The 25,980-nt window shown below is 62.9% G+C and carries 25 protein-coding genes; 15 read left to right on the top strand and 10 right to left on the bottom strand.

The features are described from left to right. Positions 1-35: 35 nt before the first annotated feature. Positions 36-707 (top strand): GntR family transcriptional regulator, encoded by a 672-nt coding sequence (locus tag QF092_RS12045; RefSeq protein ID WP_281464149.1) that lies wholly within the window; start codon positions 36-38, stop codon positions 705-707. On the opposite strand, the gene QF092_RS12040 is transcribed toward QF092_RS12045, so the two are convergent. From QF092_RS12040 to pcaD, 6 genes are read right to left on the bottom strand one after another with little or no spacing between them, the layout of a single operon-like run. Further along, positions 704-2,029, bottom strand: a complete 1,326-nt coding sequence (locus QF092_RS12040) for a class-II fumarase/aspartase family protein (protein ID WP_281464148.1) — start codon at positions 2,027-2,029, stop codon at positions 704-706. The two genes, QF092_RS12045 and QF092_RS12040, sit on opposite strands and share 4 nt — an antisense overlap. Continuing rightward, complete coding sequence (locus tag QF092_RS12035) at positions 2,029-2,859, bottom strand: 3-oxoadipate:acetyl-CoA acetyltransferase (protein ID WP_281464147.1); 831 nt, start codon at positions 2,857-2,859, stop codon at positions 2,029-2,031. Before QF092_RS12035 ends, QF092_RS12040 begins: the two co-directional genes overlap by 1 nt. Then, a complete protein-coding gene (gene pcaG, locus QF092_RS12030; RefSeq protein WP_281464146.1) occupies positions 2,860-3,471 on the bottom strand; it encodes a protocatechuate 3,4-dioxygenase subunit alpha in 612 nt (203 codons plus the stop codon). Further along, positions 3,471-4,193, bottom strand: coding sequence for a protocatechuate 3,4-dioxygenase subunit beta (pcaH, locus tag QF092_RS12025; RefSeq protein WP_281464145.1), 723 nt, complete (start codon positions 4,191-4,193; stop codon positions 3,471-3,473). Before pcaH ends, pcaG begins: the two co-directional genes overlap by 1 nt. Further along, positions 4,190-4,561, bottom strand: coding sequence for a 4-carboxymuconolactone decarboxylase (pcaC, locus tag QF092_RS12020; RefSeq protein WP_281464144.1), 372 nt, complete (start codon positions 4,559-4,561; stop codon positions 4,190-4,192). Before pcaC ends, pcaH begins: the two co-directional genes overlap by 4 nt. Next, entirely contained in the window at positions 4,558-5,337 is a 780-nt protein-coding gene (gene pcaD, locus QF092_RS12015) for a 3-oxoadipate enol-lactonase (RefSeq protein ID WP_281464143.1), read from the bottom strand. Before pcaD ends, pcaC begins: the two co-directional genes overlap by 4 nt. 77 nt (positions 5,338-5,414) lie before the next feature. Here pcaD and QF092_RS12010 point away from each other — a divergent pair, with 77 nt between their 5' ends. Together QF092_RS12010 and QF092_RS12005 are read left to right on the top strand one after the other, a co-directional pair. Further along, the gene (locus QF092_RS12010; RefSeq protein ID WP_281464142.1) at positions 5,415-6,329 is read left to right on the top strand and encodes a LysR substrate-binding domain-containing protein; all 915 of its coding nucleotides are present in this window, start codon (positions 5,415-5,417) and stop codon (positions 6,327-6,329) included. 603 nt (positions 6,330-6,932) lie between these two features. Continuing rightward, a complete protein-coding gene (locus QF092_RS12005; RefSeq protein ID WP_281464141.1) occupies positions 6,933-8,096 on the top strand; it encodes a substrate-binding domain-containing protein in 1,164 nt (387 codons plus the stop codon). 3 nt (positions 8,097-8,099) lie between these two features. Here the strand turns inward: QF092_RS12005 and QF092_RS12000 are convergent, their stop codons facing one another. After that, on the bottom strand, positions 8,100-8,918 hold the full coding sequence (locus QF092_RS12000) for an SDR family oxidoreductase (protein WP_281464140.1): 819 nt from the start codon (positions 8,916-8,918) through the stop codon (positions 8,100-8,102). A gap of 147 nt (positions 8,919-9,065) precedes the next feature. Here QF092_RS12000 and iolG (QF092_RS11995) point away from each other — a divergent pair, with 147 nt between their 5' ends. From iolG (QF092_RS11995) to QF092_RS11975, 5 genes are all read left to right on the top strand, one after another. Next, on the top strand, positions 9,066-10,076 hold the full coding sequence (iolG, locus tag QF092_RS11995; protein ID WP_281464139.1) for an inositol 2-dehydrogenase: 1,011 nt from the start codon (positions 9,066-9,068) through the stop codon (positions 10,074-10,076). A gap of 202 nt (positions 10,077-10,278) precedes the next feature. Further along, positions 10,279-11,328 (top strand): sugar ABC transporter substrate-binding protein, encoded by a 1,050-nt coding sequence (locus tag QF092_RS11990; protein WP_281464138.1) that lies wholly within the window; start codon positions 10,279-10,281, stop codon positions 11,326-11,328. A gap of 15 nt (positions 11,329-11,343) precedes the next feature. Further along, complete coding sequence (locus QF092_RS11985) at positions 11,344-12,843, top strand: sugar ABC transporter ATP-binding protein (protein WP_281464137.1); 1,500 nt, start codon at positions 11,344-11,346, stop codon at positions 12,841-12,843. Continuing rightward, positions 12,840-13,883, top strand: coding sequence for an ABC transporter permease (locus tag QF092_RS11980; RefSeq protein WP_281464136.1), 1,044 nt, complete (start codon positions 12,840-12,842; stop codon positions 13,881-13,883). The genes QF092_RS11985 and QF092_RS11980 overlap by 4 nt, the downstream gene beginning before the upstream one ends. A 209-nt stretch (positions 13,884-14,092) precedes the next feature. Further along, positions 14,093-14,959 carry a MurR/RpiR family transcriptional regulator gene (locus QF092_RS11975; protein ID WP_281464135.1) on the top strand — a complete coding sequence of 289 codons (867 nt, stop codon included), beginning with the start codon at positions 14,093-14,095 and terminating at the stop codon, positions 14,957-14,959. Positions 14,960-14,991: 32 nt separating this feature from the next. Here QF092_RS11975 and QF092_RS11970 read toward each other — a convergent pair whose 3' ends face one another. The 3 genes from QF092_RS11970 to iolD are packed head-to-tail and all read right to left on the bottom strand — an operon-like array spanning position 14,992 to position 18,577. After that, complete coding sequence (locus QF092_RS11970) at positions 14,992-15,807, bottom strand: SDR family oxidoreductase (protein WP_281464134.1); 816 nt, start codon at positions 15,805-15,807, stop codon at positions 14,992-14,994. Beyond that, complete coding sequence (iolE, locus tag QF092_RS11965; RefSeq protein WP_281464133.1) at positions 15,804-16,697, bottom strand: myo-inosose-2 dehydratase; 894 nt, start codon at positions 16,695-16,697, stop codon at positions 15,804-15,806. The genes QF092_RS11970 and iolE overlap by 4 nt, the downstream gene beginning before the upstream one ends. An 8-nt stretch (positions 16,698-16,705) precedes the next feature. Further along, positions 16,706-18,577 (bottom strand): 3D-(3,5/4)-trihydroxycyclohexane-1,2-dione acylhydrolase (decyclizing), encoded by a 1,872-nt coding sequence (gene iolD, locus QF092_RS11960; RefSeq protein WP_281464132.1) that lies wholly within the window; start codon positions 18,575-18,577, stop codon positions 16,706-16,708. A 107-nt stretch (positions 18,578-18,684) separates the two neighbouring features. On the opposite strand from iolD, the gene iolG (QF092_RS11955) reads away from it, so the two are divergent. From iolG (QF092_RS11955) to QF092_RS11925, 7 genes are read left to right on the top strand one after another with little or no spacing between them, the layout of a single operon-like run. Continuing rightward, positions 18,685-19,692 (top strand): inositol 2-dehydrogenase, encoded by a 1,008-nt coding sequence (gene iolG / locus QF092_RS11955; RefSeq protein ID WP_281464131.1) that lies wholly within the window; start codon positions 18,685-18,687, stop codon positions 19,690-19,692. Beyond that, positions 19,692-21,131 carry an NAD-dependent succinate-semialdehyde dehydrogenase gene (locus QF092_RS11950; protein WP_281464130.1) on the top strand — a complete coding sequence of 480 codons (1,440 nt, stop codon included), beginning with the start codon at positions 19,692-19,694 and terminating at the stop codon, positions 21,129-21,131. The genes iolG (QF092_RS11955) and QF092_RS11950 overlap by 1 nt, the downstream gene beginning before the upstream one ends. Next, positions 21,128-21,937, top strand: coding sequence for an HpcH/HpaI aldolase family protein (locus QF092_RS11945; protein WP_281464129.1), 810 nt, complete (start codon positions 21,128-21,130; stop codon positions 21,935-21,937). The genes QF092_RS11950 and QF092_RS11945 overlap by 4 nt, the downstream gene beginning before the upstream one ends. Continuing rightward, a complete protein-coding gene (locus QF092_RS11940; RefSeq protein ID WP_281464128.1) occupies positions 21,937-22,917 on the top strand; it encodes a hydroxyacid dehydrogenase in 981 nt (326 codons plus the stop codon). The genes QF092_RS11945 and QF092_RS11940 overlap by 1 nt, the downstream gene beginning before the upstream one ends. Further along, on the top strand, positions 22,914-24,032 hold the full coding sequence (locus QF092_RS11935) for a Gfo/Idh/MocA family protein (RefSeq protein WP_281464127.1): 1,119 nt from the start codon (positions 22,914-22,916) through the stop codon (positions 24,030-24,032). The genes QF092_RS11940 and QF092_RS11935 overlap by 4 nt, the downstream gene beginning before the upstream one ends. Next, positions 24,029-25,003, top strand: a complete 975-nt coding sequence (locus QF092_RS11930; RefSeq protein WP_281464126.1) for a Gfo/Idh/MocA family oxidoreductase — start codon at positions 24,029-24,031, stop codon at positions 25,001-25,003. Before QF092_RS11935 ends, QF092_RS11930 begins: the two co-directional genes overlap by 4 nt. 24 nt (positions 25,004-25,027) lie before the next feature. Then, complete coding sequence (locus QF092_RS11925) at positions 25,028-25,852, top strand: TIM barrel protein (RefSeq protein WP_281464125.1); 825 nt, start codon at positions 25,028-25,030, stop codon at positions 25,850-25,852. The last annotated feature ends 128 nt before the right edge of the window (positions 25,853-25,980 follow it).

Genomic DNA, 25,980 nt, shown 5'->3' with positions numbered 1-25,980 from the left:
CGTCTTTTATGGTTCGGTCAAGGAATGAGGTGACCATGGCTGAAGCCCCCCGCAAGGAAACGATCTCCAGCCGCATTTCCGCGACCCTGCGCCATGCCATCCTGCGCGGCGATCTGGCGCCCGGGTCGCGGATCAACCTGGACCGCCTACGCGAGGAACATGACATCTCAATCAGCCCCCTGCGCGAAGCCGTGTCGCGGTTAGTGGCCGATGGTCTGGTCGAATTCGAGGATCAGCGCGGTTATCGCGTGGCCCCAGTGTCGTCGGCCAATCTGACCGAGGTGACGGCACTGCGGGCCGAACTGGACGTCATGGCCTTGCGCGCCAGCATCGCCCACGGCGGGCTCGACTGGGAAAGCGATGTCATGCGGACCCACTACCTGCTGACCCGCTCGGTGCGTGATCCGGCAAGGCCCGAGACCGTTGCGGCATGGGAAGAGGCGCATGCCGAGTTTCACCTGGCACTGATCCGGGGCTGCGGGATGCCGCTGGTGCTGAGCTTCTGCAAAAGCCTGCACAACATGATCGACCGCTATCGCCACCTCTATCCGCTGGATGACGTGACCGACCGAGACATCGAGGCGGAACACAGCGAGATTGCCGCGGCTGCGACGGCGCATGACAGCGACCGCGCCTGCGTGGCGCTGCGGTCGCATATCCTGTGCACAGGTCAGGCGCTGTCGGCGCGGATGGCTGTGCAGGGTTAGGAGGCGGGCGGCCCCGCGCGCTGCGCGGCGGCCGCAAAGGCCCTCGCCTCGGCCGGAGCCTCTCCCACGGCCATCGGCACGTGCAGACCCGGCCATTCGCGGGCGGCCAGCGCCTGCAGGTCTATGCCGGTCTGCAAAGCTTCGGCGCACAGGCGTTTGACAGCAGCCTCCGCCTCGGGGCGGGGCATCCGGGCGGCCAGCGCGAAGGTCAGCGCCTCGGCGTGGATAGTGCCGGCGTCGGCCGCCAGCACCCGCGCCATCGCTGCTGGGTCAGGCTCGACCCGTGTGGCCAGATCCCCCGCCAGTTCCAGCGCCCGCCCTGTCGAGATGCACATCTGCGGCAGGGTCAGCCATTCGGTGAACCACGCCGCCCCGTCCCGCGCCTGCCGGTGCAGGCCCGCCCCGATCAGCGTGGCGGACAAGCCGATCACCTGCCGGGCCAGCGCCACCAGCACGCTGGGCCCGACCGGGTTCTGCTTTTGCGGCATGGTGGATGACCCGCCCGCGCCGGCAATCCGCACCTCGGACAGGCCGGTGGCGGTCAGAAGGATCAGGTCCTCGCCGATCTTGCCGAGGGTCGCGCAAAGTCCGGCCATCCACGCTCCGAAGGCGGCCATCCCGTCGCGTTCGCCGTGCCAGCTTGCGCCGGGGTCGGACAGGCCCAATGCGTCGGCAAGGGCGGCGCGGACCTTGGGCCCACGCGGACCCATCGCCGACAGTGTTCCGGCTGCCCCGGACAGCGAGACCTGCAGGACCTCTGCGCGGAGCGGGTTCAGCTTTTCGCGGTGCCGCAGCAGCGGGCGGCCCCAACTGGCCACCTGCGCGCCAAAAGTCGAGGGCGTCGCGGCCTGACCATAGGTGCGTGCGGCCATGGGCAGGTCGGCATGGGCCGCGGCCAGTTGGCTGAGTGCCAAGATCAGCGCGGTCAGCCGAGCCTCCCACAGGTCTAGCACTCGGCGCAGGCGCAGGGCGAGGGCAGTGTCGATGATGTCCTGACTGGTCGCGCCCCAGTGCAGCCAGCGTATTGGATCGGGCGCCCCTGCCTCCTTGCGGAAGGCGGCCAGCAGGGCGGGCACCGGCACACCGTTGCGGGAGGTCTCGGCGGCAAGGGCGGCGGGGTCGATCTGCAATTCGCGGGCCGCGCGGTCGATGAAGGCGGCGGCATCGGCGGGGATCAGGCCAAGCGCGCCCTGCACCCGCGCGAGGGCCCCTTCGACCAGCAGCATCGCCCGCACCTCGGAGCTGTCGGTGAAGAGAGAAGCCGTCTCGGCATCGCCGAACAGGTCGCGGTAGATCGCGCTATCGGCGGTGGCGGCGGGCATCACGCGGGCCGCAGGCCCAGCCGAGCCCGCGTCTGCGCCCAGGTAGCGACGGGACGGCCCGCGCGGTCGCAGAGGTCCACAACGCGGCGGACGAGAGCCGCGTTCGACGGGGCGAGGGTGTCGCGGTCAAGCCGCACGTTGTCCTCAAGGCCCGTCCGGGCATGGCCACCGCTTTCGATACACCATTGGTTGACCACGATCTGCGCCGGGCCGATCCCGGCGGCGCACCAGGGGACGTCTTCGCCGAACAGCCGCTTGACCGTGGCGACCATGAAGTCAAAGGCCACCCGATCCGCCGGCATGGCGTTCTTCACGCCCAGCACGAACTGCACATAGGGCCGCGCCGTCAGCTGCCCCTTGCGCCACATCTCATGCGCCTTGAAGATGTGGGACAGGTCGAAGCATTCGATCTCGGGCGTGACCCCATACGTGACCATCTCGGCGGCCAGCCAGTCCACCAGATCGGGCGGGTTCTCGTAGACACGGGTCGGAAAGTTGTTCGACCCCACCGACAAGCTAGCCATATCCGGCCTCAAGGGCAGCATCCCGCCCCGCGCCTGACCGGCACCCGACCGCCCGCCGGTTGACAGTTGTACGATCATGCCGGGGCAGTACTGGTGCAACCCTTCCATCAGTCGGGCAAAGCGGTCGGGGTCCGAGGTCGGCTTCCCCTCGTCGTCGCGCACATGGCAATGGGCGATGGTCGCCCCGGCCTCGAAGGCCTCTTGTGTGCTTTCCACCTGTTCCGCGATTGAGATCGGCACGGCGGGGTTGTTGGCCTTGGTCGGCAAGGAGCCGGTGATGGCGACGCAGATGAAGCAGGGTTCCATTCAGATATCCAGAAACACGGTTTCGCCGTCGCCCTGCAGGCGGATGTCGAAGCGATAGCTGCCGAGGCCGGTCTTGGTGGCGATCAGGGTCTTGCGACGGGTCGGTTGCTCGACCGAGGTCAGCACGGGATCGGCCGAGTGGTCATCCTCGGGGAAATACATCCGGGTGTTCAGCCCGATGTTGATGCCGCGCGCCACGAGCCAGAAGCTGACATGCGGTGCCTGCAGTCGCCCGGCGCGGCCCGGCGTTGCCCCCGGCTTGATCGTGTCAAACGACCAAAGCCCGCTGTCGAAATCGGTGATGATGCGGCCCCAGCCGCGAAAGCCCGGTGCGACCTCTGCATGGCGCGGATCTTCGGGGTGCGGATAGATGCCAGCCGAGTCGGCTTGCCAGACCTCCAGCAGCACGTCCTTTACCGGAGCGCCGGTGCCATCCAGCACGACGCCCTCTACCCGGATGCGTTCGCCCGCGACGTCGGGCCCGGCGATGATCTGGCCCAGCTCCTGCTCAAAGGTCTTGAAGCCCGCAGCACCGGGGGCCAGCCCGATATGGACATAAGGCCCGGCAGTCTGCGAGGCGGTTTCCTTCAGGTAATCAAGGGATTGCACCATCAGTTCCCCCCCAGCCGATTTTCGAACAGCGTCGACCGTCGCCCGCGCAGCACGATGTCGAACTTGTAGGCCAGGCAATCCATGGGAACCGAGGCGTTCAGGTCCATCGGCGCGATCAGGCGCTGGACGGCGTCGGGGTCCGGTATCGTCTGCACAATCGGGCAGAGCGGGATCAGCGGGTCGCCTTCGAAGTAAAGCTGGGTGATCAGGCGCTGGCTGAACGAAGCGCCAAAGACCGAGACATGGATATGCCGGGGCCGCCAGGAGTTGACGTAGTTCATCCAGGGGTAAGGCCCGGGCTTGATGGTGCGGAAGAAGTAATAGCCCGTCTCATCTGTCAGCGTCCGCCCGCAGCCGCCGAAGTTCGGGTCGAGGGCACCAAGGTAGACGTCTTTCTTGTGGCGATAGCGCCCGCTGGCATTGGCCTGCCAGATCTCGACCAGCGTTTTCGGCACCGGGCGGCCGTTTTCGTCCAGGACGCGGCCATGCAGGATGATCCGCTCGCCCACCGGCATCCCGCCGTGGGAAAAGTTCAGCGTCAGGTCGTTGTCGAGGCGGCCGATGTCGCCGTGCCCGAAGGTCGGCCCGGTGATCTCGCTGGGGGTTTGCTGCAGGGTCAGAAGCGGCAGTGACGGCGAACGCGCGACGCTGGTCTTGTAGCCGGGATGATGGGCCGGGGGATGCAGGGTACGGTCGCGCTGGTAGTATTCGGCGGGGGTCATGTCGCATCCTTCATCGCGGCAAAGGTGTCCTTGGCGATCTTCATCGCGTGGTTGGCCCGGGGCACGCCCGCATAGATCGCTACATGCAGGAGCGCCTCCATCACATCGGCCTCGGAGGCCCCGGTGTTGGCAGTGGCTCGGATGTGCAGGGCAAGCTCGTGGTCGTTGCCAAGGCCCGCAAGCAACGCGATGGTCAGCATGGAACGTTCGCGCAGGGAAATGGTGTCGCGCCCCCAGACCTGCGCCCAGGCGGCCTCGGTGATCAGGCCCTGAAACGGCGCATCGAAGGCGGTTTTCGCGGCCTCGGCACGGTTCACATGGGCGTCGCCCAGCACCTTGCGGCGTATCGCCATGCCCTTGGGATTCATGCCAGCCCCCGATGGAAATCGGCTAGCAGGCGGGCGGTGATGTCGGGGTTGTCGATGGCGGGGATATGGCCGGAGCCCTGGATGATTTCCACCCGCGCGCCGTTGATCGCTACGGCCGTTGCGCGCACCAGCTCTTCGGGGGTGGAGGCATCGGTCGTGCCGCCGACCAGCAGGACAGGGCAGGCAATGGCGGGCGAGGTGGTGCGCAGGTCCGCCGCCGCCAGCACTCGGCAGGCGCCGATATAGCCCGCGTTGTCGCCGCGCATCAGCATCGTCTCCCAGGCCTTCGCCTCGTCACTAGCGCGGAAGGCCGGGGCGAACCAGCGATCCATGATCTGGGCAGCCATGCCGCGCAGGCCCTGCTCGGTGATACCGGCGATCCGGGCGGCCCAACTTTCGTCCGTGCCGACCTTCATTGCGGTGTTCGACAGGAACAGGCCCGCGATACGCGACGGCGCCAGCGTCGCCATCCGCTGCGCAATCATTCCGCCGATGGAGCAACCTGCGACTACGGCACGATCGACGCCCAGATGGTCCATAAGTGCCAAGGCGTCGCCTGCCAGATCGTCCAGCGTCCAGACGTCTGTGGGGGTGGCCGAAAGGCCGTGCCCGCGCTTGTCCATCCCGATCAGGCGGAGGTCTGGCAGGCGGTCAGCCACGCCCTCCCACATGCGCAGATCGGTGCCAAGCGAATTGAGGAGGATCACCGGCAGTCCGGCATCCGGGCCGCGCAGGCGGTAGTGCAAATGCCCCCAGGGGCGCATCAGAACGGACATCAGGCTTCCTCCCGTGCGCAATTTGGCATAATATTTTCTCTCAGGAAAATAGAAAGAGGGCGCTGAAGCATAACCATATGAATATGCATCCCGGCGTTAAGCTGCGTCATATAAGGCTGTTTCTGGCCGTGGCCGAGCATGGCAGCCTTACCGCCGCCGGCCGGGCCGAGGGTCTGTCTCAACCCGCGGTCTCAAAATCGCTGGCCGAGATGGAGGCGATGCTGGGCGCCCGGCTGGTACAGCGGCAGGGCCGCAGGGTGGTGCTGACGGCCGAGGGCGAGGTGTTCCGCCGCCATGCTCGCGAGGCTGTGGCCAGCCTTGAAGCCGCTGCCGCCGCGCTCAGACCCGAGCATGGGGCGGGGCGGCTTTCGGTCGGCCTCCTGCCCACCGTTTCGACCCGTTTCTTCCCGAATGTAGTGGGAGAGTTCCTGCTTGACCCGCCTTTGCCGACCTTGTCGATCGAGACCGGCTCGCATCCCGTCCTTCTGCGCAAATTGCGCGACCGCGCGATCGATCTGATGATCGGCCGGATGCCGCAACCCGCCGAGATGCCGGGCCTGGAGTTTGAGTTCCTCTACGAAGAGCCGATAATTGCCGCCGTGCGCGCGGGTCATCCGGGGCGGGGTCAGCGCATCGCCCGGGTCTTGCGTGACTATCCGGTGATCCTGCCCACGCGGGATGCAATCATCCGGGGCACGGTGGACGCCTACCTTGCCAGCCTGAACTTGGCGGACCTCGTCCCTGCGGTCGAAACCTCGACCCTTGCCCTGGGCCGCGGGCTTCTCTACGCGACCGATGCGATCTGGTTCATCAGCCAGGGTGTGCTTGAAGCAGAGATCGAGGCCGGGCAGGTCGAGACCTTACCCTTGGGCGCATCCTACCTATCAGGCGCGGTCGGGATGACGGTTGTCACTGGCCACGTGCTACCGCCGACTCTGTTGCGGTTGATGAACCTTGCTCGACGACAGGCAGAACATCGAAAGAAGATCTAAGTCAGATCGCATTGTTTTTTTGCCTTTCCGGCGTGGTTCAGCCTTCGCAAGGAAACTGACCCATAAGCAACGCGTTCTGCCTGAAGGACGCGAAGATCGGATGTCTGGACGCTCTCTTCAAAAGAGGCTTGGCACGCCGCGCGTGGATACCCAGCGGGTTCCAATCGCCATAACCGGCCATTCAACCCTGCTGTGGCGATCGTCTGCCCTTCGCCCGGATCGGCTGTCTCACCCGTTTGGGGTGCGACGGATTATCGGTTGTGGCGGGCATTAACTGAGGGGGGAGAAGCGGAAGTTTGCAGGTGCAGCAGGGACGTTTCTTGCGCCCTGTGCAAAAGTCGACGCTCGCGGCCCAAAGCTGCCCTTCGCCGTTGGAGCGGCAAGAGGCTGACGCTAAACGTGTCTTGCCGAGGATGGGGTTTGTCGTCAACCGTTGCCCAAAAAATCCCGGATGCGTGTTTCACCTCGAAATCGTTTCCACCAGTTGACCCTCCGTGTTTTCGCGAAGGTTTCGGCGCCTGATATTTCAGAACATCAGATCTGCAATAAAACTTGCGAAGTCGCAACGCTATGCTAGAATCGTGCATGACAGGATAGGTAGTCATGGACATTCCCTACAAGAAGCCCTCGACGGTCAAGGAGGTCCAGGCCCGCCTTGCTTCGATGAGCCCCGACTTCAGCAAAGGTTCGCGTCGGATCGCGGATTTCTTGATGGCAAATCCGTCCATTGTTGCCGTCTTGTCCGCTGGAGATGTCGCGAAGCGTTGCGATGTCCACCCGTCCAGTCTTGTGCGGCTGGCGCAGGGGCTTGGGTTGTCCGGCTTTCGTGAATTGAAGGCAGTTCTTCAGAATGACATCGCGATATCGAAAGAGCTTACCGGCACCGCACCTCCCGCCATCGCCATCCAGCGCGAACTGGGTGAAAGGTTGCGATTGCGCCTACTTGCCGAGTCGGGGAAATCTTTCAATCAGGCTGCCAGCGAGGCCGCCGAGCGCCACTGGCTGAACAAACCCGAAGTCGAGTTTCGTGCCGAATCGCACGTGTCGCACAGTATCAGCGCCGAAGAATTGGCCCACCGGATCAGCGTGGTGTCGGCAGATGCTGACGGGATCCTGCTCGTCGCACGTGAACATCCCGCGATCAATCGCGCTGTCCAAGAGGTTACAGCACGGGGCATTCCCGTTGTGTGCTTGACAAGTGATCTTCCGGCATCGGGACGCACCGCCTATGTCGGAGCGGACCAATACGCGTCCGGTTCGACCGCCGGCTGGTTCTGTGGTCGTCTTGCCCCCCGACAACAGGTGGGGCGCGTTCTATTCGTCTGTAGCGTCCCATTCCGCTGTCAACTCGACCGCGAACAGGGATTCCGGCAGGTTTTGCGGTCAGAGTTTCCGATGCTGACAATCGAAGAGCGCGTTGGTTCGGATGAAAGTGTCGAAGTGACCTACGAGGCGATACGACGGCATATCTCGCAGAACGGGCCGCCAGTTGCGATTTACAACGTATCGGGGGCAAACCTTGGGATCGGGCGCGCGCTCGAGGATGAGGGCTTGGCCGGAACGACCGTTTTCGTCGGGCACGAACTGAACGCCAACTCACGGATGTTGTTGGAGAAAGGGATCATGGACGTCACCATCGGCCATGATTTCGACCGCGAGATTTCTCTCGCGGTTGATGCAATCCGCATGGCCCGAAGCGGGGTTCAGCCGACAAGCCGTATCATGCCTAGCCTACTTTACACGCGTCACAACTGTGCCATCGCCTAAAGGTCAGAGCGCGAGCTTTCCGACCGGCACCGGCGGTGCAAAGGGGTAGGCGCCCCAGACAGACTGGTCGAAATGGATCACAGCGCCTGTCATCATGCCGGATTCGGACGAGAGCAGGAAACCGACCGCCTTTGCGACTTCTTCTGGTGCCAGCAGGCGGCCGAACGGTTGTTCCGCAGCAACCTTTTCCAGCCAGTTTGCATCCGCGTTGTGGTAGTCGCGCTGGATCCGGTCTTCACCATCTGACGCCATCCAGCCAATGTTCAGTTGATTGACGCGGATCTGGTTTTTCATCGCCGCAAAGGCTGTGTTGCGCGTCAGCGTGGCCAAAGCACCCTTGCTGCCGCAATAGGCCGCAATGAATGGTTGGCCCGAAAGCGCTGCAGCCGAGCCGATGTTGACGATGGTGCCGGGTGTGCCCTCCCTTACCATGATCCGAATCGTGTCCTGCATCAGGAAGAACGGTGCACGGGTGTTGATCGCGAACATGCGGTCGAAAAGCGCCTCATCGGTCGTCAGGATATCTCCGCGGTCTGTGATGCCAGCTGCGTTAACCAGCATGTCCACGCGACCAAACGACTTGTCGGCAGCCGCCACCACTGTTCGGACATCGGTTGCAACACCAAGATCGGCCTGCACGAAGCGCACATCGCAGCCGGTTTCCTCGCGGATGGCTTGGGCCACTGCGGTGCCTTTTGCAGCATTGCGCCCGCACGTCACCAGTCCAGCAGCGCCAGACCGAGCGAGTTGCCAGGCAACCGCTGCCCCAAGCCCCTGCGTGCCGCCCGTTACCACCCCAATCTTCCCGTCGACCCTGCTCATCCTGTCTTCCTTCACCGTTCGGACTCCGTCCCGACTGTCTTGCACTGTTTATTGCAATACTAAGTCGTTGCAAAATTTCTATTGACATAAGTGCGGTAATGCAACAGTTTTTGCGAAACTGAATGAAATACTGCGCTTGGGGGGAATATGTTGCGAATTGCGGTTCTGGGATGCGGACGCATCGGCCAGATGCACGCGGCGAATGTGGCGCGGCATCCGCGGACAACGCTTGCGGGCGTCTATGACTTGCACCCGCCCTCGGCGGACCGCGTTGCGGGGGAGCATGGCGTTCGGGCCTTTGCATCGGCGGCGGATGTCTTTGATTCCCCGGATGTCGACGCGGTTCTGATTGCAACGGCAACCCCGACCCATGCCGATTACATCGAACTTGCCATCGCTTCCGGTAAGGCGGTTCTCTGCGAAAAGCCAATCGACCTGAACCTTGCGCGTGTCGAGGCTTGTGCCGCCAAGATCAAGGGCAGCAAGCTGCCAATCCAACTTGGTTTCAATCGCCGCTACGATCCCGGACACAGCGCCGCGCGCAATGCGATGCTTGCAGGCGAGATCGGGGACCTCCATCAGGTCATCATTACCTCACGCGATCCGGGCATCCCGCCCCGCGCTTATCTGGAAGCGGCGGGCGGCTTGTTCCGCGACATGACAATCCACGATTTCGACCTTGCCCGATTCATGCTGGGCGAGGAGCCGGTCGAGGTTTTTGCCATCGGTGGAGCCTTGATCGACCCCGCCTTGGGTGCTGCTCTGAACGAGGTGGACAGTGCCATGTTAATCTTGCGAACCGCATCTGGCAAACAATGCCACATCAACAACTCGCGGACCGCTGTCTATGGCTATGACCAGCGTGTTGAACTGATGGGCAGCAAGGGGATGGTGATTTCCGACAACCGCAAGCCCCACGAAATGCGCCGCTATACCGCGACGACGACCGAGACCAGCGCGCCCTACCAGTTCTTCTTTCTTGAACGCTACAACGAGGCCTTCATGGCCGAGATCGACGGGTTCGTGGATTGCGTCGAGAAGGGCGCGGTCCCTCTTGCCAGCTTCGAGGATGGCCATCGTGCACTGGTGCTTGCCGAAGCGGCCTACTTGTCCATGCAACAAGGCCGGATGGTCAAAGTGTCCGAAGTCAAAGCCTGACGGGAACACCCAAGGGCAACCCAATACCGTGCCCGCCTGAAGGGGGCGCGCGCCCCGAAACGCTGTGCCTGACGTCAGGTGAGGAGATTTGTCGTCAGCACGGTCAACTGATCCCTTTGTGACGCGCACAAAGGGCCAAAAGTGGTCCTCCGATCCGGTGAAAGCCCGAGGGGATCGCAAAAACCCAGTGGAGGACGACATAATGAAATCCAGCATGACCCGTCGCCAGTCGGTCAAGGCGCTTGCCGCCGGAACGGTGGCATTCGCTCTGTCCGCAGGCGTGACCTTTGCGGACAACGCCGATGTGAAGATTGGTTTCACTCCGAAGTTCCTGAAGGACGACTTCCAGACCCTGATGCTGGATCTGTCGAAGAAAGCCTTCGACGCCAAGGGCTTCACCCTCGTTGGCGCGCCTGATCCGAATGGCGATATCGCGGCGCAGGTCGACGCCCTGACGAACCTGATGGCCAATGGCGCGAATGTCATTGTCTTTGCTCCGCTTGACGCGGCGGGAATCGTGCCGGTGGTCAAGAAGGCCAACGAAGCCGGCGTTCTGGTCTTTTCGATCGACGACAGCCCGGCGGGCGGCAAGGTGACCGCGACCGTCCGCGCCGACAACGTCGACGCCGGCGCGCAGGGTGCCAAGGAAATGGCCAAGCGACTGGAGGCGGCCCCGTGCTGGAAAGACGATAGCTGCATCGTGCTGGAACTTCAGGGCGCACTGACCACGCCGAACGGCCTTGACCGGTCAGAAGGCTTTGCCAAGACGCTCGGCGAATTGGCCCCCAAGGTGCAGATCATCCAGCGCCCGACCGAATGGACCGCCGATATGGCAGCGGATGCGGCGCAGAACGTGCTGACCCAGAACCCCAACCTCGCTGGTATCTTCATGGCTTCGGAGCTGATGGCGACCGCTGTCAATGCGCAGCTTAATGCCGCGGGCAAAGGCGCTGCAGTGGGCGAGGAAGGCAATGTGATCCGCATCGCCATCGACGGCACCCCGCAGGGCCTGCAACTCATCCGCGACAAGGCGTTGGACGCCACCGTTTCCCAGCCGCTGAGCGCGTATGCCACCAAGACGGCAGAGCTGATCGAACTGGTCAAAGGCGGCGGCACCATCGAGATCGGCAAGCGTGATGACGGTCAGGTGATCGACACCCCTGTCGGCCCGCAATACCAGCTGAACGCCACTCTCGTGACTGCCGAGAACGTCGACTCGCCTGACCTTTGGGCGAACCAGGTCGGCAAGTAAGCCTGCTTAGACATCGTGGATCCAGAGATCATGGACAGACAGCATCCCATCGTCGAGATGCGCAACATCTCTAAGACCTTTGGTTCCACGAAAGCCCTGCGGGGCGTGGATTTCACCGTCATGCACGGTGAGGTTCACGCCCTACTGGGTCGTAATGGGGCAGGAAAAAGCACTCTGGTCTCAACGATGAGCGGACTTGTTGCCTCTGACACAGGCACCATTCGAATTTCCAAGACGGAAGTGGTGGCCAACGGTCAGCCCTACGCAGCCAAAATCCGCGACGACATAGCCCATGTGCAGCAGACGCCCCAGCTTTTCAATTTGCTGACGGTGGCCGAGAACTTGTTTCTGGAAAACCCGCTGGTGCGCAAGAAATTTGGCGTCGTCAGCCATAGGCTGATGATGTCCGAAGCGCAGGCGTTGCTGGATAAATGGAACGTCGATATACGCGCCGAGTCCCTTGCCGGGGAACTGAGCGCAGGCACGCGCCAGCTGCTGGAAATCATGAAGGCGCTCAGCCGTGGTGTGCCCGTCATCATCCTCGATGAACCGACCGCCGCCCTGAGCAATGCCGAGAAGCGCATGCTCTTTGAACAGGTGAAAGCGCTCAAGGCGCTTGGTGTTTCGTTCATCTACATATCGCACCATCTCGACGAGGTGTTCGAGGTTGCAGACACCGTTACGATCCTGCGCGACGGGCTGGTCGTCAAGGAAAGGGAAGATGTCGGCAATCTTAATGTCGAGTTGATCGCCGACTTGATGATGGGCGAAAAGACTGTCCGCTCCGTTCGTGTGGATCACACGCGCAGCGATGCGCCTGTTTTGTTGCAAGCCAAGGGGATCGGCCTTTACCCCGTTTCGGCGGAAGGTGTCGATTTCCAGATCAAGCCCGGCGAGATCGTGGCGCTGGCCGGTCCCGTCGGCGGCGGCAAGGAAGCCTTGGCGATGATGCTTGCGGGCCAATTGACCCCTTACAAGGGCAAGGTCAGTGGCTCGGACGGCATGCTTCCGACCATCGGCCTTGTGCCGACCGACCGGCATGCAAGCGGGTATGTCGGGCTTCTGGGCGTTCGGGAGAACGTCGCTATCGGTGGGCTTGACGTTTTGTCGGGCCGCTTGGGATTCATCAAACTCGACAAGGAAGCAGCCCATGTCGGTAACCTTGCACGGCAGACGAATGTGATCTGCTCGTCGCTGGAACAAGCGGTCAGCCAGCTTTCGGGTGGAAACCAGCAAAAGGTCGTCTTCGCCCGCGCCCTTTGCCAGAACCCGCAGGTGATCGTTGCCCTTAGTCCGACGCGGGGTGTCGATGTGGGAGCAAAGGAACAGCTTTATGCCCTGCTGCGCGATCTGGCGAGCAAGGGCTTGGGCGTGATCGTTGTGTCGGATGAAGAGGACGAGATTGCGCAACTGGCAAGCAGGGTCGTGATCGTCTTCGAAGGCAAGATTACAGGCGAACTGCGCGGAGACTACACGATGAAGGACTTGATTTTGCGTATGGAGGGCGTGGCATGAGCGATGCGATGACAGATAAGGCAAAAGCTGGCCAGAAGGCCGGTCGGTCCCAGCTTTCGGCCTTTGGCAGCGCCTTTGTCTCGGGCGGTTACACCATGTATCCGGTGTTGGCCCTTCTGGTGCTTGTGGGTGCGATTGTCGCGCCGAACTTTGCCACAGGCATCAACCTGATCAACATCCTAGAACAGGTCAGTGTGCTTGGTCTGACCACCATCGGGCTTACCTTTGTCGTTCTGATCGGGCGGCTCGACCTCTCGCTCGAAGGGATCGTCGGGTTTGCGCCGATGTTGGCGGCGGTCTGCCTTGTGCCGGTTGCCGCAGGCGGCCTCGGGCTTGAGTTGCCGTCGTGGATGGGGCTTGTCGTTGCCTTGGGAACGGCGGGGTTGATCGGCTACTTCAACGGCTTCATGGTCGTGCGTATCGGGCTGAACCCCTTTATCTCGACGCTGGGCCTGCTGGTCCTGCTGCGCGGTGGCGTGCTGATCGTATCGAACGGGCGGTCGATCTATTCCCCCGGCCCTGCGCTGACATACCTCGGATCGGCCAAGTTGTTCGGGCTTCCGGTGTCTGTCCTTGTCTTCGCGATCGTCGCGGTCGCCATCGGTCTGGTGTTCAAATACCACCGCTATGGCCGCGCGCTTTACGCGATCGGCGGAAACGAGGATGCTGCGCGGGCGGCAGGTATCAACGTCGATCGCGTGATCTGGTCGGCCTTTGTCTATGCCGGGCTTCTGGCCGGTCTGGCAGGAGTGCTGATGACGGGGCGCTTGGACTCGGCGGTGACTACCCAAGGGCAAGGCATCATCTTCTCGGCCTTCGCGGCGGCTGTGATCGGGGGTGTAAGCCTTGGAGGTGGGCGCGGCACGATGGTTGGCCTTGTCAGCGGCGTGCTGCTGATCGGCGTGATCAACAACCTGTTGACGCTGGCGCAGGTGCCATCCTTCTACGTGCAAGCATCGACGGGTGCCGTGATCATCGTGGCGGCGGTATTAACCACCGTGGCCAGCCGTCGGTCGAGCGGCGTGCGCACCCGCACCTGAGGTGGAGTCTGGGGAAAGGCAATGTGTCGCCATTTGTAGGGAATGGCGGCACGCTGCTTTGGCAATGACAACTCCCGTCCTAAAACGCCCCTCGACGCGCCGCGCGCCAAGTGCACCATTCCATGCATTGCAAACAAATTGACAAACTTCGGTGCGGCGTGCTCGATGGGAAGGCAGCGGGAAGATGTCCGCGATGAAGGAAGCCGTCCATGTCCTACCGTCCGCCCGAGAGCTATGAAGAGCTGATCAAGCTGATCCATGATCGCTATGATGACATGAGCAAATCCTACCAAAGGATCGCTCTTTATCTGACGCAGAACCCGAACGACGTGGCTGTGCTCTCGGTAAATGCCATCGGGGCGAAATGTGGGATCCATGCATCCAGCTTTGTCCGCTATGCACAATCCCTCGGATACAAGGGGTTCAAAGAGCTTCAGGCCGTCTTCCAGCGTCGACTGTCGACGGCGGCACCGGGGTTCGATGCGCGGGTGCGGGCCTTGGAGGCCGAGCTCGGGGGCGCGAAGGAAGGGGAGCTCGGATTCCTTGCCGACCTTGTGACTCGGGATGTGGCGTCGCTTCAGGATCTCTTGTCGAACATGCAGGCTGCCGATCTTGTGGCGGCTGCGGAACTGATGGAGAAGGCGGACACGATCTACCTGATCGGGCAATTGCGATCTGCGCCCGTGGTGGAATTGCTGCGGTATGTGCTGACCATGCTCGGGAAGCGCACGGTGCTTCTGGATCCGGGCGGTGGGTTGGCGACGCATATGGCGAAGGTGTCGCGGCCGACCGATCTGCTTTTCGTCGTGTCGTTCCGGTTCTATGCCACGGAAGTGGTCAACGTGGCGGAAGAGACGGCGGGGCGCGGGGTGCCGATCGTGGCGATCACTGACAGCACGCTGTCGCCCTATGCCAAGCTGGCGAAGGTGCTCTTTGCCGTGCCGGAGCATGAATACACCTTCTCGCGCTCGCTTGCCGCGCCGATGTGTCTGGCGCAGGCCTTGTGCGTGGCTCTGGCGTCGCGGCTTCAGAAGAACAGCAGCGATCCGCGCATCCCAGTGGTCACGGGACCATGAAATAGGGGGCGCGGTGCGCTCCCAGACTTCGCTCAGGCAAGTTTCATCGGACCGTCTGGAACCGGCATGCCTGCGGCCACTGCGCCCCAGACCGACTGGTCGAAATTGACGATGGCACCGGTCATCAATCCCGCATCGTCCGAGACGAGGAAGTTCACCGCGCGGGCCGCTTCGTTTGGGTCCACAAGACGGCCGAAGGGCAGGGAAGCTGCAGCCTTCGCTTCCCAGTTGGGATCGCCGCCTTCGGCCTGGATTTCACGCTCGTGGTCGGATGCCATCCAGCCGACGTTCAGCTGGTTCACGCGGATGCGGTTCGCCATCACCGAGAAGGCGGTGTTGGCAGTGAGCGTGGTCAACGCCCCCTTCGACGCGCAATAGGCGTTGATGAATGGTTGCCCGGCGAGGGCCGAGATCGAGCCGATGTTGCAGATCGCCCCTTCGATGCCCTTAGCGATCATCAGCTTGATAGCTTCCTGCATCAGGAAGTATGGGCCCCGCACATTGGTGGAGAAGAGGGCGTCGAAGGTTTCGGGCGTTGTGTCAACGATAGTCCCGCGCGCCGTGGATGCGCCCGCATTCACCAAAACGTCGATCCGGCCAAACAGCCGATCCGTTTCTGCGATGACCATCCGGCAGTCCTCAATCTGACCGAAGTCCGCCTTCAGGAAGTGCGCCCAGATCCCATGTGCCTCGGCGATCTCGCGGGCCACATGGGACCCGCGATCCGCGTTGCGGCCCGTGATGACGATCCCGGCGGCACCTGCCGCAGCAAGGCGGCGGGCGATGGCCGCGCCCAAGCCCTGCGTCGCGCCCGTGACGACACAGATCTTGCCGTCCATCCGGTTCATTGCACGACCTCGTAGCCTGCAGCGGACATGACGCGCATCAGTTCCTTATGGCCCTTGATCGCCATTTCGAGCGGGGGCGAGACCTTGGGATCCTGCTCGGCCTCGACCACGAACCAGCCTTCGTAACCCTTGGCCGCGAGCGCCTTGACGATGGCTTCGAAGTCGAGCGAGCCGTCGCCCGGAACGGTGAAGGCACCTTTCACGACAGCGTCGAGGAAGGACTCCTGCGTTCGGTCAAGGCCGTCGACGACGGGACTGCGGATGTCCTTGGTGTGAACATGTGTGATCCGCTTCCAGTGGTTTTCGATCACGCGCAGATTGTCACCGCCAGCAAAGGCCATGTGGCCCGCATCGAAGAGAAGCGGAACAGAGGAGTGCTTCATGAAGAGGTCGACTTCGGCCTCGGTCTCGATCGCCGCCGCCATGTGGTGGTGGTAGCTGATCGGCATGCCTTCCTTGGCGCACCAGTCGGCGAAGTCGCTGATCTTGCGGCCATAAGCGGCGGTCTCTGCCTCGGTCAGTTTCGGCTTCGTCGCGAGCGGGGCCGATTTGATGCCCTGCACAGACCGCGCGGTTTCGCCATACACGATGCAGGGGGCCTTGGCCGCCTTGAAGAAGGCCATCTGCTGGGCGATGCGGTCCTTCTCCACCTCGATGTCGCCATCGAGAAGGAGGCCGGAGAACCAGCCGCCGCAGACAGAGATGCCGAAGCGTTGCAGGATGGGCCCGAGTTCGGCCATATCCATCGGGAAGCGGCGACCCGTTTCCATGCCGGTGAAGCCTGCCATCGACGCTTGACGCAGGCATTCCTCAAGGCTGACGTCGTCCGACAGTTCGGCGAGGTCGTCGTTCCACCAGGCGATCGGGGCGATACCGAGTTTGGCTTTCATTTGTCTTCTCACACTCCAACGCGCTGTTTTGCGCGGATTTCTTGCTGGTGGGCGCGCGCCTTCTGCACGCTTTCGCGGTCAGAAATTTCCGGCACGCCGACATCCCAGTCGGCATCGCCGGGCACCCAGGAATGGGCGTCGGTCACGATGGAAATGACGGTGGTGCGGTCGTTGCCTTTGGCCCACTCAAGCGCGGATTCCAGATCGGCAAGGCTTTCGCAATGGCGCGCCGCTGCGCCCATCGATTCTGCATGCTTGGCGAAGTCGACGTGCAGCGGGTTCTCGCGGTTCTGGATGCGGCAGTCCTTGAGAAGGTTGTTGAACCCGGGGACGCCCTTGAACTGCTGGAGGCGGCTGATGACCGCATAGCCGCCATTGTCGCAGACCACGACGATCATCTTGTGGCCCGAAAGGACGGTCGAGTAGATGTCTGAGTTCATCATCATGTAGGTGCCGTCACCAAGCATGACGATGGGCGTGCCGCCGACCGCGCCGGGACCTTCCTGCGCCATGGCGCAACCCCAGCCCGCTGCGATTTCGTATCCCATGCAGGAGAAGCCGAATTCGAGGTCGAAGGTGTTCGGAGCCTTGACGCGCCAGCCCTTGGCGACCTCACCGGGGATCCCCCCGGCTGCGGCGATCAGCGTGTCCCTTTCGCCCGCCGCGCCGTTCACCACGTTGACGACCTGCGCATAGGTCGGGATGGGCGTGTTCGTCGGGGTCTGGTGGCGGTCCAGAAGGGCGTCCCATTCCTTGAACAGCTCCTTGGCGCGCGGCAGATGGCCCGCAGGTGCTTTCCACGCGCCAAGCGCCGCGTCGAGTTCGTCGACGGATTCCAGTGCGTCGCCCACCACGGCAAGAGCTCGGTGCTTAAGCGCGTCAAAACGGGCTGCGTTGATCGAGATGAAGCGGGCATCACGTGCGAAAGCTGTCCAGGATCCGGTCGTGAAATCCTGCAGTCGCGTTCCGATGGCGAGGATGACGTCTGCCTCGGCCGCGAGGGTGTTTGCCGAGGTGGAGCCGATGATGCCGATGGGGCCCGCGTGGACGGGATGGTGGTGGGTGAGACCGCCTTTGCCCGCGATCGTCTCCACAACCGGAATTCCGCGTTCGGCTGCGAATTTGGCGACCGCGGCCTCTGCGCCAGAGTAGCGCACACCGCCGCCCGCGATGATGAGCGGCTTCTTGGCGGTCTTAAGGAGCGTCGCGGCATCGGCAATCGTGCGGCGGTCGGGGCGCGGGCGCGGGATGGCCCAGACGCGGGGTTCGAAGAATTCGACCGGATAGTCGAAGGCGATTTCCTGTGTGTCCTGGCAAAGGCCGATGAATGCGGGGCCGCAATCTGCAGGGTCGAGCATCGCTCCCACCGCCTGCGGAAGCGATGAGATGATCTGTTCCGGCAGGGTGATGCGGTCCCAGTAGCGTGTGACGGCCTTGAAAGCGTCATTCACCGTGATGGTGGGATTGCCGAAGTGTTCGACCTGTTGAAGCACCGGATCGGGGGTGCGGTTGGCGAAGGTGTCTCCCGCGATCAGCAGGACTGGCAGACGGTTCGCATGGGCGGTGCCTGCGGCCGTGACCATGTTCAGTGCGCCCGGTCCGATCGAGGAGGTGGCGATCATGATCTGCCGCCGACGTTTGGCCTTGGCAAAGCCGATGGCGGCAAGGGCCATGGATTGCTCGTTCTGGCCACGCCATGTCGGTAGAGTGTCCTGAACGGCCTCCAGCGCCTCGGACAGGCAGGTTACGTTGCCGTGGCCGAAGATACCGAAGACGCCGCCGAAGAGCGGGACCCGCTGACCGTCGATTTCGGTGAACTGCACCGTGAGCCAACGCACCAGCGCCTGGGCCATGGTCAGGCGAATCGTCGAGTGTTCCATGAAGTCCTCCTCCCTCAATGCGATGCGACCATAATCGCGCGCATTACATGTTGACAATAGGTGTTTAACGCAATGAGTATTGCAATTACTGAATCGGGAGGAATGAGATGATCCGGATCGCTGTGCTCGGCTGCGGGCGCATTGGCGTGATGCACGCGAACAACATTGCAGCGCATCCGCGCGCCACTCTGGCCGGTGTCTTTGACATCTATGCTCCTGCTGCAGAAGCAGTTTCCACCAAAACTGGCGCACAGGTTTTCGGTTCCGCCGAGGCGGTTTTCGCGGCGAAGGACGTCGATGCCGTCTTGATCGCTACGGCGACCGATACGCATGCGGACCTTCTGGAAATGGCCGTTGCGGCGGGCAAGCCAGTGCTTTGCGAAAAGCCGATCGACCTGAGCCTTGATCGTGTGAACCGTTGTGCAACGACCATTGCAGGAACGAAGGTCGCTATCCAGCTGGGGTTCGTGCGCCGTTTCGACCCCGGCCATGCCGCCGTCCGCAAGGCCATCGAGGCGGGCGACATCGGCGAGTTGCACCAGGTCGTCATCACCTCGCGCGACCCCGGCATGCCGCCGCCCGCCTATACCGCCGTCTCTGGAGGGATACTGCGGGATATGACGATCCATGATCTCGATATGGCGCGGTTCATTCTGGGGGAGGAAGTGACCGAGGTCTTCGCGACGGGATCGCGCCTCGTCGATCCTGCGCTGATGGACAAGCTCGGCGACTACGACACGGTTACAGTCGTCCTGAAGACTGTCAGCGGGAAGCAGGCTATCATCAACAACTCGCGTCAGGCGGTCTATGGCTACGACCAACGGGTTGAGGCTCTGGGCACAAAGGGGATGGCGCTTTCCGAAAACCGCCGCCCGCACGAGATGACGCTGCACACGGCAGATTTCACCGACCGCGCCGAACCCCTGCTGAATTTCTTCATCGAACGCTACCGCGAAGCTTTCGATGCCGAGATTTCGGAGTTCGTGGAGGCGGTGGAGGCCGGTCGCGCCCCTTCGGTCGGTTTCGAGGACGGGCGTCTGGCGCTTGTTCTGGCCGAGGCCGCGCTGAAATCCATCAAAGAAGGCCGTGTCGTTTCGGTCGGGGAGATGAACTGATGTATGACCATTTTGGTCTCTTCATCGACGGTGCGTGGCGTAGCAGCGCCGATGGCGCGACATCGCCTGTATTCAGTCCTGTCACGGAACAGTCCCTCGGGGAGTGTCCGGTCGCATCGGTGGTCGATACAGAGGCGGCCATCGCCTCGGCGAAGGCGGGCCTCGCTAAATGCCGCGCATTGCCTGCATTCGATCGCGCAGACGCTCTGCACCGGATTGCGGACGAGATGATCCGCCGGACCGATGAAGCCGCCCGCATGATTGCAACCGAGACGGGCAAACCCATCGCACAGGCCCAGAGGGAGTGGGCGCTGAGCATCGACCAGTTCCGCTGGTATGCCGAAGAGGCCCGCCGCATCTATGGCCGCATCGTCGAGTCCCGCGTGCCGGGTGGCCGGTTCGAGATTCACCACGAACCCGTCGGGGTCGTCGCGGCCTTCACGGCGTGGAATTTTCCCGCAGCCTTGATTGCACGCAAGTTGGCTCCCGCCCTTGCCGCGGGCTGTTCCATCATCGTCCGTCCGTCGTCGCAGACGCCGGGCGTGGCGATGGTGATGGTTGACTGCTGCCGTGCAGGGACCCTGCCTGCCGGCGCAGTCAACCTGGTCATCGGGCCAACGGCGGCGACCTATGCGCCGCTCATGGCGGCGAAGTCGGTGCGGAAGGTGTCGTTGACGGGGTCAACCCGTGTCGGTCAGCAGATGATCCGCGATGCTGCGGCGACGCTGAAGAAAGTGTCGATGGAACTGGGCGGCAATGCCCCCGTGATCGTCTATGACGATGCCGATCTGGAAGCCGCGCTGAACGTGGCCGTGCCGACGAAATTCGCCAATGCGGGGCAGGTCTGCGTCACCGGCGACCGCTTCTATGTGCATGAGAGCCTGCACGACGCCTTTGTGGATGGCTTCGTGAAGCGGGCGGAGGCGATCAAGCTGGGTGACGGTCTGGACCCGAGCGTCGGGATGGGCCCGCTGATAAATGGCGGCCGTCTGGCCGAGATGGAGAAGATCGTGGCCGGTGCCGTCGCGGCCGGGGCAAAGGTTGCTACGGGCGGGACTCGCGCGCAGGGCTTCAACTCGGGCCATTTCTTTGCGCCCACGGTCCTGACGGGCTGCACCGACGAGATGGGCGTCATGGCGGACGAGAATTTCGGCCCCATCGCAGCGATCACCCGTTTTGCATCCGAGGAGGAGGTGCTTTCGCGCGCCAATGCGTCGGACATGGGTCTGTCGGCCTATGCCTTCACCACCAGCCCCGCCCGCGCTCGCCGGACGGTTTCGGCTCTGAAAGCGGGGATGGTTGGGATCAACTCTTTCGCGATGGCGGCAAGCGAGGCTCCGTTCGGCGGAACCAACCATTCCGGCATGGGTCGTGAAGGCGGGATCGAAGGGATTCGGGATTACCTCGACATCAAATCCAGCCAGATGGTGTGGGCATGATCCCGAACAAGCTCAAGGCCCTATGGGCCGAAGGAAAGCCGACGATCAACGGCTGGTGCAGCATCGGCAATCCCTTCACGGCTGAGATCATGGCGGCGCAGGGGTTCGATAGCGTCACAATCGACATGCAGCACGGCGCGCTCGACTACTCCGCCGTCTTGCCGATGTTCCAGGCGATGCGGGCAAGCGGAGCGGTCCTGTTGGCCCGCGTGCCGTGGCTGGAGCCCGGGATCATCATGAAGGCGCTGGATGCGGGTGCCTATGGCATCATCTGCCCAATGGTGAACAGTGCCGAGGATGCGGCGCGGTTCGTGAGCTACATGCGCTATCCGCCACACGGGCAGCGCAGCTTCGGCCCGACGCGTGTTTCCTTTGCCGCCGGCGCGAATTACGCGGGCGAGGCGAATGACAACATGCTTGCCTTCGCCATGATCGAAACGGCGGAAGGGATGGCAAATCTGGACGCCATCGCCGCGACGCCGGGACTGGACGGGATCTATGTCGGCCCTGCCGACCTGACCCTGTCCTTGACCACAGGCCGCCTTGCCCCCGGTTTCGATCGCGAGGAGCCGGAGATGATCGCGGCCCTGCAAACCATCGTCGCCGCCTGCAACAAGAACGGTATCCGCGCCGCGCTTCATTGCGGGACGCCGGACTACGCGGCGCGCGCCATCGGCTGGGGGTTCGATATGACGACGGTCGGGGGTGACTCGCGCTTTCTGGCCGCGGCGGCAGGGGCTGCAGTGGCGGGCTTCCGCAAGCTGACGGATGGCTTTTCGACCAAGACCGAGAAGGGGGCCTACTGATGCCGCATATCCTGATCGCAGGAAAGCTGCATCCTTCGGGGTTGGCCCTGCTGGAGGCTTCTCCGGGCGTCACCTTCACGCATGTCGAAGAGATCAGCGAGGCGTCCTATCAGGCCCATCTGGACAAGGCCGACGGCATGGTGATCCGCACCCAGCCGATGACCGCTGCGAGCGTCGCAAAGGCGTCCCGTTTGAAGATCGTGTCGCGGCATGGCGTGGGGTATGACGCGGTGGATGTGTCGGCGCTGAACGCGCGGGGCATCCCGCTGTGCATCGTGGGGGATGTGAATTCCGTCTCGGTCGCCGAACACGCGATGATGCAGATCCTTGCCTGCGCCAAGCAGTTGATCCGGTCCGACCGCGCCGTTCGCCAAGGCCCCTGGGGGTGGCGTAACAAGCTCGAACAGGGCGAGGTTTCTGGCAAGACGCTGCTGATCATAGGGTATGGACGGATCGGGCGGCACCTGGCGACGATGGCAGCGGCCTTCGGGATGAAGATCATTGCCCATGATCCTTATCTCGCGGCCAAGGGGTGGCCGGAAGGACAGGTGGCCTGCGCGGGCGATCTGGGCACGGCGCTTGCGGTGGCGGATTTCGTGTCTGTCCACATCCCCAAGGCCGACAGGCCGATCATCGGCGCGGCCGAGATTACGGCGATGAAGCGCGGGGCGATCATCGTGAACACCGCGCGCGGCGGGGTCGTGGAAGAAACCGCCTTGGCCGATGCGCTGCGGTCTGGACAGATCGCCGCCGCAGCCCTTGACGTCTTTGACGCCGAACCCCCAGCAGCGGACCATCCGCTTCTGGCCTTCGATCAGGTGATCCTGACACCGCATACGGCGGGCCTGACAGCCGAAGCGGCGGCACGGATGGCTGTGTCGTCGGTCCAGAACGTTCTGGACTTCTTTGCCGGTCAGCTTGACCCGGCACTCATCGTCAATGCTGCCGCCCTTGGCGGCATTAAGGAACTTGTGAAATGACCAAACCGAAACTCCGCATCGGCCTGATCGGCACCGGCTTCATGGGCAAGGCCCATGTCTTCGGCTTTACCTCGGCCCCGCGCGTGTTCGAATTGCCTTACGATCTGGAACTGCACACGGTGGCCGACATCACCGATGCTGCAGCCGAACGCGCCCGTGTGACGCTGGGCTTTGCCCATGCGACGAGCGATTGGCGGACGATCATGGCCAATCCAGAGATTGACCTCGTCTCGATCACCGCGCCGAACGCGTTGCACAAGGAAATGTCGCTGACCGCCATAGCCGCGGGAAAGCACGTTTATTGCGAGAAGCCGCTGGCCCCGCTCGCCATCGACGCGCTGGAGATGACCGAGGCCGCCGAGGCGAAGGGCATCAAGACGCAGGTCGGTTTCAACTACCTCTGCAACCCGATGCTTGCCCTTGCGCGCGAGATGATCGCGGCAGGCGAACTGGGCGAGATCCGCGGTTACCGTGGCATCCATTGCGAAGATTACATGGCCGATGCAAGCGGGGCGTTCACCTTCCGCCACGATCCGGCGGGTGGCGGCGCTCTGGCGGATATCGGCAGCCATGCTCTGGCCAGCGCGGAATTCCTCTGCGGTCCGGTGACCCGCGTCATGGGCGATTGCGTCACCATGATCGCCAGCCGTATAGATGCAAAAGGCAATACCCGTGCGGTCGAGGTGGATGACGTGGGCCGCGCTTTCCTGCGCTTCGAAAACGGCGCGACGGGCAGCATCGAGGGCAACTGGATCGCGACGGGTCGGAAGATGCAGCACGACTTCGAGGTCTACGGGACAAAGGGCGCGCTGGCCTTCAGCCAGGAACGGTTCAACGAGTTGCATTTCTTCTCCACCTCTGATGCCAAGGGGCGGCAGGGCTTTCGCCGGATCGAGGCAAGCCCCGACCACGCGCCCTACGGGCTGTTCTGCGTGGCCCCCGGCCACCAGTTGGGGTTCAACGACCTGAAGGCCATCGAAGTGGCGGGCTATGTGAATGCCATCGCGGGCAAGGCCGCCGAGCCGTTCAACTTCCGCAAGGGTCTGCGCATCCAGACGCTGGTCGAGACGATCCAGACCTCGTCGCGCGAGGCGCGCTGGATCGACGTGAAATGACACTGTCGGTCGGGGTCATCGGGCTTGGCGTGATGGGGGCAGAGCATCTGCGTCTGTTGCGCGAAGAGACAGCGGGGGTTCATGTCGCGGCAATTTGCGACGCGGATGCCGAACGGGCAGGGCGTCTGGCGCAAGACGCCGAGGTCTTCTCCGATCCGCTGGCCCTGATCGCTTCGGACAGGGTTGAGGCGGTCGTCATAGCCTCGCCCGACGCGACGCATGCCGGATTGGCCGAGGCATGCGTCGCCCAACGCAAATTCGCGCTGTGCGAGAAGCCGCTTGCCGGAACGGCGGTCGAAGCCTTGCAGGTGGTCGATGCAGAAGTGACGCTGGGTCGGCGATTGATCCAGGTCGGCTACATGCGCCGCTTCGATCCTGCCTATGTCGAGATGAAGCGCGCCAAGGATGCCGGAGAGATCGGCGCGCCCGTCCTGTTGCATAACCAGCATCGGAATGCCGCCGCGCCCGGCTGGTTCACGGGACCGATGGCCGTGACGAACTCCTTCGTGCACGAGATCGACATCAGCAGGTGGTTGCTCGGTTCGGAACTTGTGTCCGCCGTTGTCCATGCTGCGCCGGGCGGTGATCCGCTTATGATCACGATGGAGACAGAGCGCGGCGAGATCGTCTCGACCGAGGTCTTCATGAACGCGCATTACGGCTATCACGTCCATGCAGAGATCGTAGGGCGGTCGGGCACGGTCCAGATGTCCCAGCCGGCTGTCACGCTCACGAACAGCGCCCTGCATCACGGGCATGGCTACCCGGAGAACTGGGTGCCGCGCTTCCGGGATGCCTACCGCGTGCAGATGAACGCTTGGGTCCGGTCGGTGGCGACGGGGGAACCTGTCGGCGCGTCGGCCTGGGACGGCTACGTTGCAACAGCCATTGCAGAGCAGGTCGTCACTGCATTGCAGACCGAAGGCAAGGCCAAGCTCTTTCTTGGCGCGCGCCCCGAAATATACGCCTGAAACGGCAGTCCGAAGGAAACAAGAATGCCGATCCGCTTTGCCCTGAACCGCACCTGCGCGCCGCACCTGCCGCTGGCCGATTTCATCTCGCTTGCTGTGGCCTCTGGCGTGAAGGCGGTGGAGATCCGGAATGACATCGAAGGTCGCGAATTCGCGGATGGAACGCCTGCGCGCGAGGTCAAGGCGCGCCTTGATGGGGCCGGTCTTGCGGTCGCTTCGGTCAATGCGTTGCAGCGTTTCAACGAATGGACGCCCGAGCGGGCGAAAGAGGCAGCGGCGATCATTTCATATGCGGCTGATTTGGGTGCGCCGGGGGTCGTTCTGTGCCCTGTGCATAATGAGGATCACGGCTGGTCCGACGCGGACACGGAGCGGAACTTGCGCGATGGTCTTGCAAAACTTGCCCCGATACTGCGGGATCATGGCGTCATCGGTTATGTGGAACCTCTTGGAATGAGGGGGTCCACGATGAAGAACCAGCACATGGCCGTGAATGCGGTGGGGGATGTGGGCGGGTGGGACACCTACCAGCTCTGCTTCGACACTTTCCAGTTCTTCCGCTGTGGCGACACGATCCTGCACCAAGATCGCATCGGCCTTGCGCATATGTCTGGCATCTCGCGCAAGGACCTGCAACCCGGCGAGTTGACGGAACCTGACCGGGGTCTCGTCTTCATCGACGACCGCGTCGACAACATCGGGATGCTGCGCAATTTGGTGGCGGGGGGATATTCGGGGTTCATTTCGATGGAGCCCTTCAATCCCGCCGTCCAGCACGACCCGGACCTGCTTTCCCGTCTGCGGGCGAGCCTTGAATATGTGACGGCGCTGCTTCCGAAGGCGGCCTGATCACACCGGACCAAATGGCAACGACGTGAGCCCCGGCAGGCCGGGGTCACCCTGCTTTGGCAATGCCTTGCAACGTTGTTTGCAAAGAAAATTGTCAAAAACAAAAATTGACAAATGAATGGTAAGCG

The sequence above is a fragment of the Fuscovulum ytuae genome (assembly GCF_029953595.1).
GTDB lineage: Bacteria > Pseudomonadota > Alphaproteobacteria > Rhodobacterales > Rhodobacteraceae > Paragemmobacter > Paragemmobacter ytuae.
The sequence above is the reverse complement of the archived record's forward strand: the minus strand, read 5'-3'. Positions and strand labels throughout refer to the sequence as shown.

Coding starts and splice junctions, on each gene's coding strand:
- QF092_RS11980 (WP_281464136.1), top strand. CDS start 12,840: ATGAGCGATGCGATGACAGATAAGGCAAAAGCTGGCCAGAAGGCCGGT.
- QF092_RS11990 (WP_281464138.1), top strand. CDS start 10,279: ATGAAATCCAGCATGACCCGTCGCCAGTCGGTCAAGGCGCTTGCCGCC.
- QF092_RS11940 (WP_281464128.1), top strand. CDS start 21,937: ATGCCGCATATCCTGATCGCAGGAAAGCTGCATCCTTCGGGGTTGGCC.
- QF092_RS11935 (WP_281464127.1), top strand. CDS start 22,914: ATGACCAAACCGAAACTCCGCATCGGCCTGATCGGCACCGGCTTCATG.
- QF092_RS11950 (WP_281464130.1), top strand. CDS start 19,692: ATGTATGACCATTTTGGTCTCTTCATCGACGGTGCGTGGCGTAGCAGC.
- iolE (WP_281464133.1), bottom strand. CDS start 16,697: ATGAAAGCCAAACTCGGTATCGCCCCGATCGCCTGGTGGAACGACGAC.
- QF092_RS11975 (WP_281464135.1), top strand. CDS start 14,093: ATGTCCTACCGTCCGCCCGAGAGCTATGAAGAGCTGATCAAGCTGATC.
- QF092_RS12005 (WP_281464141.1), top strand. CDS start 6,933: ATGGACATTCCCTACAAGAAGCCCTCGACGGTCAAGGAGGTCCAGGCC.
- pcaC (WP_281464144.1), bottom strand. CDS start 4,561: ATGAATCCCAAGGGCATGGCGATACGCCGCAAGGTGCTGGGCGACGCC.
- QF092_RS12000 (WP_281464140.1), bottom strand. CDS start 8,918: ATGAGCAGGGTCGACGGGAAGATTGGGGTGGTAACGGGCGGCACGCAG.
- QF092_RS11925 (WP_281464125.1), top strand. CDS start 25,028: ATGCCGATCCGCTTTGCCCTGAACCGCACCTGCGCGCCGCACCTGCCG.
- QF092_RS11945 (WP_281464129.1), top strand. CDS start 21,128: ATGATCCCGAACAAGCTCAAGGCCCTATGGGCCGAAGGAAAGCCGACG.
- QF092_RS11930 (WP_281464126.1), top strand. CDS start 24,029: ATGACACTGTCGGTCGGGGTCATCGGGCTTGGCGTGATGGGGGCAGAG.
- iolD (WP_281464132.1), bottom strand. CDS start 18,577: ATGGAACACTCGACGATTCGCCTGACCATGGCCCAGGCGCTGGTGCGT.
- iolG (WP_281464139.1), top strand. CDS start 9,066: ATGTTGCGAATTGCGGTTCTGGGATGCGGACGCATCGGCCAGATGCAC.
- QF092_RS11970 (WP_281464134.1), bottom strand. CDS start 15,807: ATGAACCGGATGGACGGCAAGATCTGTGTCGTCACGGGCGCGACGCAG.
- QF092_RS12010 (WP_281464142.1), top strand. CDS start 5,415: ATGAATATGCATCCCGGCGTTAAGCTGCGTCATATAAGGCTGTTTCTG.
- QF092_RS12035 (WP_281464147.1), bottom strand. CDS start 2,859: ATGGAACCCTGCTTCATCTGCGTCGCCATCACCGGCTCCTTGCCGACC.
- iolG (WP_281464131.1), top strand. CDS start 18,685: ATGATCCGGATCGCTGTGCTCGGCTGCGGGCGCATTGGCGTGATGCAC.
- pcaD (WP_281464143.1), bottom strand. CDS start 5,337: ATGTCCGTTCTGATGCGCCCCTGGGGGCATTTGCACTACCGCCTGCGC.
- pcaH (WP_281464145.1), bottom strand. CDS start 4,193: ATGACCCCCGCCGAATACTACCAGCGCGACCGTACCCTGCATCCCCCG.
- pcaG (WP_281464146.1), bottom strand. CDS start 3,471: ATGGTGCAATCCCTTGATTACCTGAAGGAAACCGCCTCGCAGACTGCC.
- QF092_RS12045 (WP_281464149.1), top strand. CDS start 36: ATGGCTGAAGCCCCCCGCAAGGAAACGATCTCCAGCCGCATTTCCGCG.
- QF092_RS12040 (WP_281464148.1), bottom strand. CDS start 2,029: ATGCCCGCCGCCACCGCCGATAGCGCGATCTACCGCGACCTGTTCGGC.